The sequence below is a fragment of the Desulfosoma caldarium genome (genome assembly GCF_003751385.1).
GTDB classification, from domain to species: Bacteria; Desulfobacterota; Syntrophobacteria; order Syntrophobacterales; family DSM-9756; genus Desulfosoma; species Desulfosoma caldarium.
Genome location: NZ_RJVA01000012.1, coordinates 463231 through 475144, shown reverse-complemented (window position 1 = coordinate 475144; position 11914 = coordinate 463231). Strand labels below are relative to the sequence as shown.

11 protein-coding genes are annotated in these 11914 nt (G+C 58.1%); 4 read left to right on the top strand and 7 right to left on the bottom strand.

Going from position 1 to position 11914, the window contains the following annotated elements; genetic code table 11:
* Positions 1-258 precede the first annotated feature (258 nt).
* Positions 259-1092: a DUF3108 domain-containing protein gene (locus EDC27_RS10320; protein ID WP_123290562.1), complete on the bottom strand. Its 834-nt coding sequence runs from the start codon at positions 1090-1092 to the stop codon at positions 259-261.
* On the opposite strand from EDC27_RS10320, the gene EDC27_RS10315 reads away from it, so the two are divergent.
* The 4 genes from EDC27_RS10315 to EDC27_RS10295 all read left to right on the top strand — a co-directional run bounded on the left by EDC27_RS10315 (position 1012) and on the right by EDC27_RS10295 (position 2973).
* On the top strand, positions 1012-1830 hold the full coding sequence (locus tag EDC27_RS10315; RefSeq protein ID WP_123290522.1) for an alpha/beta hydrolase: 819 nt from the start codon (positions 1012-1014) through the stop codon (positions 1828-1830). The genes EDC27_RS10320 and EDC27_RS10315 overlap by 81 nt on opposite strands.
* Positions 1831-1861: 31 nt before the next feature.
* Positions 1862-2173 (top strand): ATP-binding cassette domain-containing protein, encoded by a 312-nt coding sequence (locus tag EDC27_RS10310; RefSeq protein ID WP_170161748.1) that lies wholly within the window; start codon positions 1862-1864, stop codon positions 2171-2173.
* A gap of 249 nt (positions 2174-2422) precedes the next feature.
* Positions 2423-2692, top strand: a complete 270-nt coding sequence (locus EDC27_RS10300) for a hypothetical protein (RefSeq protein ID WP_123290519.1) — start codon at positions 2423-2425, stop codon at positions 2690-2692.
* The gene (locus EDC27_RS10295) at positions 2680-2973 is read left to right on the top strand and encodes a hypothetical protein (protein WP_123290518.1); all 294 of its coding nucleotides are present in this window, start codon (positions 2680-2682) and stop codon (positions 2971-2973) included. Before EDC27_RS10300 ends, EDC27_RS10295 begins: the two co-directional genes overlap by 13 nt.
* Positions 2974-3213: 240 nt before the next feature.
* Here the strand turns inward: EDC27_RS10295 and EDC27_RS10290 are convergent, their stop codons facing one another.
* The 6 genes from EDC27_RS10290 to EDC27_RS10270 form a co-directional block, all read right to left on the bottom strand.
* Positions 3214-4632, bottom strand: coding sequence for a heterodisulfide reductase-related iron-sulfur binding cluster (locus tag EDC27_RS10290; protein WP_123290517.1), 1419 nt, complete (start codon positions 4630-4632; stop codon positions 3214-3216).
* 99 nt (positions 4633-4731) lie between these two features.
* Positions 4732-4890: a hypothetical protein gene (locus EDC27_RS16035; RefSeq protein ID WP_170161747.1), complete on the bottom strand. Its 159-nt coding sequence runs from the start codon at positions 4888-4890 to the stop codon at positions 4732-4734.
* A gap of 16 nt (positions 4891-4906) precedes the next feature.
* Positions 4907-8026 carry an efflux RND transporter permease subunit gene (locus EDC27_RS10285; RefSeq protein ID WP_123290516.1) on the bottom strand — a complete coding sequence of 1040 codons (3120 nt, stop codon included), beginning with the start codon at positions 8024-8026 and terminating at the stop codon, positions 4907-4909.
* Complete coding sequence (locus EDC27_RS10280) at positions 8023-9234, bottom strand: efflux RND transporter periplasmic adaptor subunit (protein WP_123290515.1); 1212 nt, start codon at positions 9232-9234, stop codon at positions 8023-8025. The genes EDC27_RS10285 and EDC27_RS10280 overlap by 4 nt, the downstream gene beginning before the upstream one ends.
* A gap of 547 nt (positions 9235-9781) precedes the next feature.
* The gene (locus EDC27_RS10275) at positions 9782-11167 is read right to left on the bottom strand and encodes a TolC family protein (RefSeq protein ID WP_123290514.1); all 1386 of its coding nucleotides are present in this window, start codon (positions 11165-11167) and stop codon (positions 9782-9784) included.
* A gap of 37 nt (positions 11168-11204) precedes the next feature.
* On the bottom strand, positions 11205-11909 hold the full coding sequence (locus EDC27_RS10270; protein ID WP_245994438.1) for a cytochrome c biogenesis CcdA family protein: 705 nt from the start codon (positions 11907-11909) through the stop codon (positions 11205-11207).
* Between the last annotated feature and the right edge of the window lie 5 nt (positions 11910-11914).

Below are 11914 nucleotides of genomic sequence, written 5' to 3'. Positions count from 1 at the left end.
GCGGTCTTCACAACTGTCGCGGTGTTTCCATTTGCGCACGGTGGCTCTGGTGATCCCATACTGGGTGGCTAAAGCTCGCTCCGATAGGGTGGACTGCTGGATCTCCTTGCGGATGGCCGGGGTGGTTCGGGCTCTTTTATGTATTCTTACAAGCATGATGACCTCCATGTTGCGTTTGAAACCATGACGCGCAGCCTCTCGCGGGCACGAAACAGCGGATAGCTTCTTCGTGGAATACTATAACATGGGACCCAACACCTAGCCGACATCCTCGAACGCCTCGGATTTCTCGATTTGTGCGGAAAATGCTCCGAAACGAAAACGCACCGTGGCTTTCACCAAAGTGGCGGGGCGGCTCGAGAGTGTCCAGGCGTGCAGGGTTACTTGTTCAAGAGCGTGCGGTTTTCCAGCGAGGACGCGCGCCGAGGCCTGCCAAAGCTCGGCGGTGCGCGCGCCCCAGGGCGTTTGCACGGATTCCTCTCCCAACGGCGTCATGTGCAATTCAAAGACCCTTTTCCCGTCTGTCACCGTAATGCCGCGGGTTTGCATGGCATCGAAGGATGCCGAAAGGAACCGATAGACGGCCCCCAAAGGGTCCACAGTGCCCTGAGGCACCTCGAGGGTTCTTCGAAGCCTTCCATTTTTGAATACTTTGACGGCGTTTTGCTCGGGCGCAAAAACGATTTGTTTCGTCTTGTTTTTTTTTCGTCCTTCTTGGGTTTTTTCCTGATATTGTAAGGGCTGCGTGCCGTCGGCGCGAAGGCGGGAGTCGACTTTCAATTTTAGGGGATAAACGGCATTCAGGGCGGCGACGGATCTTCCTTGAAGCTGCACCAAAACCTCTTGGCCGAAACGGCGGCACTTCAACTTCGCCTTGCCGACCGGAAGACCGTTCCAAGAAATGCTGTAGGTCGCATGAAGGCACGGGGCCGACGGTTCCTGTGGTGGGTGAGCCTCACTCGGCGAGCCGCAGGTTACAAAGAGCGCTAGGCTAAGAAGGAGCCCCAAAGCATGGCGGGCATTCGATTGGTGTTGTTCTGTGCGGGATGCTATGCCCTGTATTGTCTGCTTTTGTTTTTTCTGCAGCGCCATCTCATTTTCCCTTCATTTTTCATCGGCGTGTCCGAGATGCCATCCCTTCCCGCATCCGTGGAACGGATCTGGGTGGATGTTCCCGGCGCCAAGGTTGAAGGCTGGTTTCTTCCGAGCAGCATCTCCCAAGACATTCCAAGACCTTTGGTCATTTTCGCCCATGGCAACGGGGAATTGATCGATCTGTGGCCGGAGACCTTTCGCGGCTTGAATCGCCGCGGCTTTCACGTGCTCCTTCTGGAATACCCGGGGTACGGGCGATCCCTGGGAAAGCCTTCTCAAAAGACCATCACGCGTGCCTTTTGCGCAGCCTATGACCTCATGACCCAAAGGCCCGATGTGGACACTTCCCGAATCATCCTTTTCGGTAGATCCATCGGCGGAGGTGCCGCCTGCGCGTTGGCGTCCCAAAGACCTTCTGCGGCGCTCATTCTCATGTCCACCTTTACCAGTCTTCGCCCCTTTGCCAGGCGTTACTTTGCTCCGAGTTTTCTCCTTCGCGACTCTTTTGATAACGAGGCCGTGGTTTCGTCTTACGCGGCCCCCGTGCTTATCGTGCACGGAACTCACGATACCGTAGTGCCCTTCTCCCACGGCAAGGCTTTGGCCCAGGCTGCGCGCCAAGGCCGACTCATTGCTTACGACGCCGATCATAATGACTGCCCTTCGAACTGGGAAGCCTTCTTTGACCTTATGGTTGATTTTCTTCGGCAAACCCGCGTGCTTCCACGTCATTGAAGAGAAACGGCATACCCGATTTGATGATTGGGTGAAAGGACTTCGAAAGGGCTTTGGAGCCGTGGAAGCTGTGGCCGATGGAGAAATCTTTGGTTTTCCTGGGCCTAACGGTGCCGGAAAAACCACCACCATCAATATGTTTAAGAGTCTGGCGTGCCCCGATGCCGGAACGCTAGCCCTCGCCGGCATGCTCTGCGCACGAAGCCCCAAAACCGCCCACCACCCTACCGGTGTCATTCCCGGCGAGCGCCACCCCTACCCCGCACTGACCGGCTTTGAGAACCGGTGTTTTGGCGTGGCGCCCTACGGCATGGCTAAAAATAAGAGGGAACAGCGTGACTAAGAACTTCTGGAAACCTTTGGGCTCACGGAAGCCGCGCACACAAATTTTGCCGGATATTTCAAGGGCATGAAAGCAAAGTGACGCGGGCCTCCGGCATTGTTCACAAATCCGTCATGCTCTTTCGCGATGCACCGACCACCGGCATCGATGTGGGCTCTGGAGGCCACGTGCGCCAACTCATTGCCGGGCTTCATCAAACCGGCACGACCCCATTCCTCAGCACCCATTGCATCGAGGAAGCCCCAACGCTTGTGCCAACGCATCGCGTTCCTCCTCGCCGCCCGCCTTGTGCGCATGGATTCCGTGGTCAAAGTGCTCCAGCCTGTCAAGGATCATTTCGTTGTGCATGTGACCTGCGCGCAACACTCTCCGGATGAACTCCTTCAGGATATGGCCGGTCTGTTCAGCACGGTCATGTTTTCCATGGAAGCCGGAGCGCTTCTGCGCCCTAAAGCGTTGCAGCCCATTGGAGTGGGCCCGCCGGTGCGGGCTTTGGAAGGCGTGGCGTGGACGTTCTGAAATCCAGCTTGGGCCGGCCAACGCTGGCAGGTGTGTTTGTGCGGCTGATGATGACCAATAGCAGCGATGCTACTGTGTATGGCATGGCCAACGCCGGCGTGCCCCTGATTCTCGTCGTCCTTCTGACCGACCTTGGCCCCGTGCGATGGCTTCCTTTGTCGGCGGCTGTGGCTCTCATAACCATGGCTTTCACCTTTCTCGGGCTTTTCATGGCCGTCGCGGTGAGCGAAATCTCTGAAGCTCAGACCTTTTCCAATTTCTTTCCTTTCGCTTTTTCATGATCTTTTTAGGCGGGCTGTTCTTTCCCATCGACCGTCTGACCGCGCTGCTACGCCCCGTCCCTTTCGATCTGCCGATCACCTACGGGACCGATGTTTTGCATGGCGTCAATGAAGGCCGACCCATTCTGCCGATTCCGTCGGACCCCTCTGGTCCTTGCCCTCTTTTGTGCTGCGCTTTTTTCCGCAGGCCGAGGGAACATCAGCCAAAAAGGGATTCTCTATCGATGGAGGTGGAGCGTTTCAGCGGGGAGCCGCCAGAGCCCGAGCCAGAACTTCCACGGGGTGATGCACCGAAAGACCGAGAACGTGCTGAAACTGCAGCCGACAGCTCAGGCAATCCGTGACAATGGCTTCGGGAGCTTCTTTGATGATTTTGTCCATGAGCGATGCGCCCAGTTGCAGGGATTTTTCGTGAAAAGCCTTCTTGTATCCCAAACTTCCCCCCATGCCGCAGCAGTCGGTGCTGCTGCCTACACGTTTCAGCTCCAAGCCGGGAATTTCTTGAAGCAGATCGAAATAGGGCGTACCGATGTTCTGTTCTCTTTGATGGCATGGCGCGTAATAAATCCATCGGCCTTTTAGGGGACGCCAGCGAGGATGCCAGCCGTATTCGTGCCGTAATCGCCCAAGGGCTTCGCCCACATCCCAAAGGTTTTGGGCAAGCTGAAGGCGCTCTGACGGACTGAGGCTCGAAAAGGCATCGTCGGCCAGGGAACTGGGCCCGTACGTCTGGCCCGATGTGCTTTGTGGCGAACCCAAGGCCTTCGGCACCTCATGCCATGGTTGCCCGGCCGCGCCCCGCTTTTGGGGTTCGGCTTGCGGCGCGGTTTCCAGGCACCCGGTGGCCAGGCATGCGTTTTCCTTCAGAAGACTTCTCATGAAATAGCCGCACGTGGGACAGGAGCACACCACATGGAAGCCATCCTGCACCGCACGCAAAAGAGTGCTCATGTTGGCCGTGATGCGTTGCAGGCTTCGTGGCATGTCCCCTTCCACCACGGTGGGCATGCCGCAGCACTGTTGAGGAGGAACTTCGATGTGAGCCCCCGCGGCCCGAAAGACCTGCACCACGGCGCGCGCCACTTCCGGAAAAAGGTAGGCGGCCGTACAGCCCACGAAGTAGGCGATGCGCACCGTCCCGGGTGGGGGTGTCCCCTTACGGGAAAGACCTTCTTTGGCGGCCCACGAAAAAAAATCCTCCGTGGCCAGTGGAGGCAGACGCCTGTGGGCATGCAGCTGAAAGACCTTTTCCAAAAGGCGGCGCACCGCGGGCAGGGACAGCAATGCGTTGGCGACTCGAGGCGCTTTTCGCCCCAGGCGCGCAAAGGTTTGCACATCGGACAGGACGCGAGCCCCCGGTTCCAGGCCCTGGCGCCGTGTTCGCATGGCCTTGGCCAAAATCACGTTGGATCGCACATCCGGGCACGGGCACAAGCCGCACAAAGTGCAGCGATCCGTAAGGTCGTTGAGAACCTCAAGGGAAGGGGATTGCTTCTGGGCCAAGGCTTCGTCATAGAGGCGGTACATCTCAGGAAACAGCAGGCAACTTTCGTCCATAAGAAACCGGCAGATGTCACAGTCCGTGCAGCCGTCAAAGAGCCGACGCAAGGGATGCCGTGCCGTCGTCACCGTGGCGCTGGATTTTTGGGAAGAAGACATCAGGGCGTTCCTCGAGCTTTAGAAGCGAGTAGGATTTTTCTTCGCTTTTTAGAATCTTATATCAACGATGATACCAGGAGGCCATGTTCAAACACATGGCTAGCTGCCGTCCAGGTGCGACTTGAGGGCTTTTCTTTCATCTGCCTCCAACCTTCTGAGGAAAACCTTGATCAGGCGCAGCGCCTCATCTTTGTCGCCGTCCAAGACAATGCCTTTCATGGCCATGTATTCTTCCGACGTGATGTTCAGCACTGGCATTGTTGACCTCCAGCATTTATCCCCATCGTTTCTTAATCCATTGAGCGGCATCATCCAGCAGGCTGTAGGTCACGGGCGTGATGACCAAGGTCATGAACGTGCCCGCAAGGAGTCCAAAGCCTGCGGCCGTGGCCAAAGGAGACATGCGCTCTAGACCCACGGCCGTTTCCAGAATCATGGGCAACATGCCCACAAAGGTGGACACCGTGGTCATGAGCACCGGGCGCAGGCGCAGCCGCACCGCCTCTTCCATGGCTTCTTGCCGAGATAAGCCCTGAGCGAGACTTTGGCGGATGAAATCGATGAGAAAAATGGAATTGTTGATCACCACCCCCGCCAGAAGCACCATGCCCATCATGGCCGGCATGCACATGGGTTTGGCGAAAACCAGCAGGCCCCACATGGAGCCGATGGTGGCCAAAGGAATGGCGACGAGGATGGGAAACGGCACGAGAAAGGATCGAAAGGTTCCGATGAGAAGCACCACCAAAAGGGTTACACCCAGTAGGAGCGCCCGCATGACCCGCTGCATGCTTTCCTGCATGTCGGCCGCCGTGCCGCTCATTTTGATGCGTACGCCTCCCGGCAAGGCCATGCCGGTCACGACGTCTTTGATCCGCGCCAGCACGTGACTCAGAGGGCGCCCTGTGTTGAAGGCCGTAATGTTCAGCGTTTGGGTCAGGTCTTCCCGAGTGATCAAGGTTTGGGTCGTTTCCTCCTGCACACGCGCCAGCGTGCGCAGGGGCACAGGGCCCTGGGATGTGGGAATGGGAAGACTTTCAAGCACTTTGGGATCTTTCACCCACGGGTCCGCGTAGGCCACGCGAATGGGCACATCGAGGAATCCAGAAAGACGAAGCCCAGAAGCGGGAATACCGCCGACGGCCAGCCGTAGGGACCGAGCCACCTGACCGGGCGTGGTCCCATAGACCCGAACGATGCGAGGATCCACCTCCACGCGAACCTCCTCCTTGTCCGGCCACCATCCGGGCACCACGTCCGTAAGGCCCGGAATCCCTTCCAGTCGACGCCGCAATTCCACGGCAGTGCGCCACAGCAGGGACGGGCTGTGGCCTCCCATGACCACCAAATCCACCGGAGCGCGAGACGTGCTCATGACCGTCGCTCCGTACTCATAGACCTGCAGGGATCGAAGGCCCGGAATGGTGGCGATCTCTTTTCGCCACGCGTCTTGAATCTCCCAAATGGTTCGATCCCTTTGGTCCCGGGTGGTCAAGGTCACGACCATGGTCACCTTTTGCGCCGTTTGTGCGCCGGCACCAAAGGACACTTCGCCCGGCTCAGATCCGACCACGGAAGAAATCATGCGGACACTGGGTTCTTTTTGAACGATGCCCTCCACGGTTTTTAGGGTCTTTTCCACCTGACGCACCGTAGCCGACGGCGGCAATTCAAAGAGGACATTCACGAATCCGGAATCCATGGGCGGCATGAGATCGCGCCCGATGAGCTGCGGAACGATTCGCATGGTCACAAGGAAGGCGGCCATGGCCAACCCCAAGAAAAGCCACCGCCGTCGCAAAGCTTGTCGGACCAGAGCCACGTACCCATTCCCGAGTTTTTCCACGGCACGGTTAAAGGGGATCGCCATGCGTTCCAAAAGGTTTGCCCTTTTTTGACGCGGACCACTAGGGTGGCGAATGAGGCGTAAAGCCACCGGAGGCACCACGTAGACGGCCACCAGAAGCGATCCCACAAGAGCATAGCAGAGGGTCAGGGTAAAACGCCGCATCACCTGTTCAACGTAGCCCCCCGCAAACATAATGGGGACCAGCATGACGACGGTGGTGAGCAGCCCCGCCGAGATGGACAAAAGGATCTCACCTACGGCACCTTCCACGCACCGAATGGGCTCCTCGGGACATAGCCGTTGATGGCGATGAATATTCTCCACCACGACCACCGTGGCATCCACGACCATACCTGTGGCGATGATCAAGCCGGACAGGGTGACCACGTTGAGGGTTTGGCCTGTGAGTCCCAAAAGGGATAGCGCAAAAAGGAAGGACAAGGGAATGCTCACCAGGGACACGGCCGATGTGCGCAAATCCGCCAGGAAAAGAAAAATGATGATCACGGTGAGCATGATGGACATGTAGAGGGATGAACGCATGCCGCTGGTGTTGCGCTCAATGAGCGGTTGCTGATCGTTGGTGATCTCGAAGGCCAATTGGGGATAGTTTTCCATCAAGGTCGGCAGTGCCTTCTTGACGGCTTGAATGGCTCCCATGACGTTGCCGCCTTCGGCGCGAAGCACGTTGATGCCGATGGCCTCTTTGCCGTTGCCGTGATAGAGGCTTCGAAGGTCCTCGATGCCCAGTTCCACGCGCGCCACGTCTTTGATGCGCACGTAAGCGTCACGGGTCTGTTTCACCACCGTGTTTTCCACATCCCAGAGGTCGCGAAACTCGCCCACGGTCTTGACCAGTCGTTCGGTGTCGGCGCTTTCTATGAATCCGGCGGGAGCCGTGATATTGTATTCCGCAACCGCCGTCACCACATCTTGAGAGGTCAATCCATAGGCTTCCAGGCGATCTCGATCCAACCATACATTGACCTGCAATTTGTGCCCGCCGAAGGTGTCCACATCAGCCACATTTGGCAATTGCAGCAGTTCGTCTTTGATGTCGTTGTCCACAAGAAGGCGCACCTGGCCGAGGGAGAGGCCGGCATCGGGCTTGGGTCGCACCGACAGGGTTATCACAGGCCGTGTGGCATCCGTGATGCGATAAATACGCGGTTCGAGAATATCCTCTGGCAAATCGGCCCGAATACGGCTCAAGGCGTTTTGAATGTCCGTCACGGCTTCCCCGATCCGTTTTTCATAGCCGAACTGCACATTGATGGAAGCCACCTCGTCGCGGGACGTGGAGGAGAGCTTGGTCAAACCCGACAAGCTCGACAGTTCTTTTTCCACCACTTCGGTGATGCGCCGATTCACGTCGACGGCGGCCGCTCCCGGCTGCACGATGATCACAGCAGCCTGGGGCGGGTTGGTGTCGGGAAAATATTCCACAGGCATGGTCAAAAAGGCCCTCATGCCCATGACCGCCACGATGAGGCTCCCGACGAGAACGGCCCAGGGATTTTTCAATGCCCAGCCGTGGGGATTCATGGGCGCTCCTCCACCTTGACCAAAAGCCCCTCATGCCATCGCACCCATTGGAGGTATTCGCCAACGGCGGTCGCTTCCCCTTCGGACAAATCTCCTTGCACCAAAACGCGTTCCGACGTGGCCAAAACCACTTTCACGGGCACTTTCTTCAATCGTCCTTCTCGAACCACGTAGACCATAGAGTTCCCTTCGTGAGCCGAAGCCACCACAGCCCTTCGGGACACGCTCAGTCCAGTCCCTTCCCGCACCACCGCTTCCACGGGCACAAAGGATCCGAACCTCAGGGGGGTGTCGCAGGTCCACGGAAAATCCGCTTCCACCCGCACCGACTTGGCCGCTTCCAAAGCCGGAAAAATGCGGCGGATAGCAATCTCTTGGGGCAAACCGGTAGAACCTTCTGGCCATTGGACACGCAGCTTTTGTTCAGGACTCAGAAAAACCATATCCTCCTGCACTGCGTCGAAGGCCAGTTTCGCTTCGGAACAGTCCATGAGCTCCAAAAGCGGCACGCCGGCCTTGGCCAAATCACCGGGATCCACCAATCGGCGACGCACCACGCCGTCAAAGGGCGCATCCAGCCGCGTGTAGGAAAGCCGGGTTTCCGCTTCGGTGAGCTGCGCCTGCGCCGCTTTGACCTCGCGCCGGGCACTGCGCACTTCCGCCTCCAAGGACTGCCAGCGCCCGAGAGCGGTGTTGAAGCGATTTCGGGAACTGTCCGCGGCCGAAGCACTGATGCCTTTCTTTTCGTAAAGCGCCTGATCTCGTTTCCATTCCAGACGATAATATTCGGCGTCCTTGCGTGCGGCGGCTTTCAAAGCCACGACAGCTTTCAATTTAGCCTGTAGGGCTTGCACCTTTGCCCTGAGGGTTTCCACTTCGGCCTTTAGGTCACGGTCGTCCAAAGTGACCAAAAGGTCTCCTTTGGCCACGCGGTCCCCTTCATTGACTAGGACCGCCGTCACGTCGGCCGTCAGGCGCGCCGACACGGTCGCCTGAACAGCCGGCTCCAAACGAGCCAGGTAGCGGATGGTTTCGGCAAGTGTTTCCCGGCGCACGGTATCGGTTTCCATAGGCACAGGCCGTTCGCGCCACACAGGGGCCGAGGCCAGTCGTTTCTTGGCCCTCTGAACCGCAAGACCCAAAACCACCACAATGACCAAAACCACCCCCAGGATTCCCCACCGCGCAAGCCGATTGCGTTTGTCCATCCCCTTCCCTTTCCTGCCGTTTCCCTTGGTCGCCCAACTTCGGGGCCGGGGCGCTTACGGTCTTGTCGTTTCGAAACGGCTTCGTCGCCCGTCCGTGAACGGCTTTCCCTTGCCCCTTTGACTTCACGCTCTAGAAGCGCCGTAAGGCGCGACACGCCATGATCCCACAGAAGCACCGCAAGACGCCGTATAGGGCCATGCTTTGTGAGCCGTGAGGTTTTGACAGGCCAGATCGCGGTGTGCGCCGTTCAGCCATAAGGTGTTTTCACTCAAGGCGTCAAAAATCCGCTGCAAAGGCCCGTGCCTTTTGTTCATTGAAAAAGCGGGCGAGACGCCGGCGTTCCCAGGGGAAAAAGGCCGACTGGCCTGGCACAAAGCACCCGCTGCCTGCGCCCCAAAGAACAAGGCCACATTGTTCGGCATGGGCAGCGAAGCGCCCGGGCTTTGAAGCCCATGTGGCACACGGCCTGGCACGTGGAGCGAGGCGCCCGCACATTTAGGGAAAAACGGCCTTGATGCAGGCGTGCCCGCTGGGCACTTGATGCCCTCATTGAAAACGTTGTGCCAGGTCACGGCCCAACGCCCGATCACGTTCCAAGACGGCGATCTGTGCATCCGAGATGGCTTGAGCATATTCCACCTCGGCTTGCAGCAAGGCGGCTTGAGCATCCAGGACATCGTTGATGCTGCTTTTGCCGGCAACGTATTTTTCTTGTTCGATGCGAAGCGTTTCCTGAGCGACGCCGACGGCCGCCTGCGTCACGTCCATGCGATCCAGGGCATCCTTGAGGGCCGTCAAGGCCCGTTCCACATCTTGGCGCACGGCCAGTTCCGAGGCTCGAAGCTGCTCCCGTGCCCGTTGTGCAAGCAGTGTTGCCTGACGCAGACCTGCTTGCACAGCTCCCCCCCGAAACAAGGGCACATTCACCTGAACTCCCGCGGCCCACGTGTCTTCGTGGGACAATCCGTGTGATGGCTCGTCGGCGTCGTAAGGCAAACCGTGGCGCAGGCCGTAGCGGCCAAAGGCGGAAACCTGAGGCCAATGCTCGGCGCGGGCCGCTCGAACATTTTCCAAGGCTACCTGAACGGCGGCGCGCATCGCCTTGATTTCCGGCCGATTTTCCATGGCTTCCTTAAGGGCCTGGTCATGAGCGAGCCGTGCCGGTGAGGGTTTTTCCAGAGAACCCGAGACATTCACAAAGGGCCGATCCTCGGCATTCACACCCATGAGTCTTGCAAGGAAAACCAGCAGCACCTGGCGGTCGGCTCGAAGGGCAGAAAGCTTTTGGGTCAGGCTGGACATCCGCACTTGAAGTTTCATGAGATCCACGGGAGCGACTCGCCCCACGTCCAGTTCGTGGCGAGTCAGTTTTTCGTGGGCTCGAAGGGCATCCAGGGACCCTTCGGTGGCGCGAAGGACCTGATCAAGTTGCAGGATTTTGTAGAACACGGAAGCCACGTTGAGCACCAAGTCGTGGGTGGAGGCGGTCAAGTCCCACAGGGCTTGGTCCGCTTTGAGTTCCGCAACGCGAACGGCGGCCCGGCGACGTCCCCCTTCAAAAAGAATGAGGTGGCCGATGAGGGCGGTATCCACGAGATCGCGGTCAAAGACTCCGGGTTCGTTGTTGGCGTGTGCGGGAATCACACGCTGCGGTTCGCCGAAGCGCGTGTAAAGGCTTTGAATGTCTAGGGACGGGAAAAACGCGGCCCTTGCCTTGATTTTCTCTTCTTTCAGCGCTTCATGGCCGTAACGCTGGGCTCGAAGTTCAGGATTATTTTCCAGGGCCGTGTGCACACAGTCCTGAAGAGTGAAGAGTTGCGCGCTCCACCCCCTGGTCACTCCAATGGCTCCAACAATCGGTACGATGGACCAGATGACCCACCATACAAGTGATGTTGCGCCTCGTCGAGCAAACAGAAAGGAAGCCGACATGGACAGCGCCTCCCTACGGCGTATGAGGCCTTTGCGCTCAGGCGGAAACGAAGGGCCGAATGATGAAATAGATGCCCAAAAGGCCGATGGCGACCCCGGCCGCCTTGCGAATCCATAAACTTCCCTGCTGAAAGGTGCCGTTGGCCATGACTTTGCGGACCAAGGCCATGCAGCTTCCGGCGACGGCGATGGGAACACAATGACCAATGCCAAACAGCACAATGTAAACAATCCCCGTGAACATCTGCTCTTGAACCGTGATGACCGCAAGAATCGGTGCAATAAATCCAAAGGTGCAGGAGCCCGAAAGGATTCCATAGGCCAACCCCAGGACCAGAGCTCCTCCCAAACCGCGAAGCTGAAGCTTGGCCAGTTTGGCTCCGGAAAGAGAACAGACCGACACCCCCATCATGTCCAGGGCCAACCACAAAAGAATCAGGCCCACGACCACGGTCCAGTAGGGGCTCACATCCCCCAGCATTCGCCCCAAAAGTGAACACACGATGCCGATGACAGCAATGGTTGTGAACAGTCCCAGAGTAAAGGCAATGGCGTAACGCGCCGCTTCATGGGGGTACAAGATTCGGTTCTGGCCGGCCACATAGCTGACGACCAAAGGAATGGACGCCATGTGGCACGGACTCAACACCACCGACACCATACCCCAAAGAAAGCAGCCCACGAGCGCGGCAACCCCTGTCCCGCTCATCCATTGGTTGACCATCAGGAAAAATTCCTGCACTCCCC

Coding starts and splice junctions, on each gene's coding strand:
- EDC27_RS10315 (WP_123290522.1), top strand. CDS start 1,012: ATGGCGGGCATTCGATTGGTGTTGTTCTGTGCGGGATGCTATGCCCTG.
- EDC27_RS10320 (WP_123290562.1), bottom strand. CDS start 1,092: ATGGCGCTGCAGAAAAAACAAAAGCAGACAATACAGGGCATAGCATCC.
- EDC27_RS10290 (WP_123290517.1), bottom strand. CDS start 4,632: ATGTCTTCTTCCCAAAAATCCAGCGCCACGGTGACGACGGCACGGCAT.
- EDC27_RS16035 (WP_170161747.1), bottom strand. CDS start 4,890: ATGCCAGTGCTGAACATCACGTCGGAAGAATACATGGCCATGAAAGGC.
- EDC27_RS10285 (WP_123290516.1), bottom strand. CDS start 8,026: ATGAATCCCCACGGCTGGGCATTGAAAAATCCCTGGGCCGTTCTCGTC.
- EDC27_RS10280 (WP_123290515.1), bottom strand. CDS start 9,234: ATGGACAAACGCAATCGGCTTGCGCGGTGGGGAATCCTGGGGGTGGTT.
- EDC27_RS10275 (WP_123290514.1), bottom strand. CDS start 11,167: ATGTCGGCTTCCTTTCTGTTTGCTCGACGAGGCGCAACATCACTTGTA.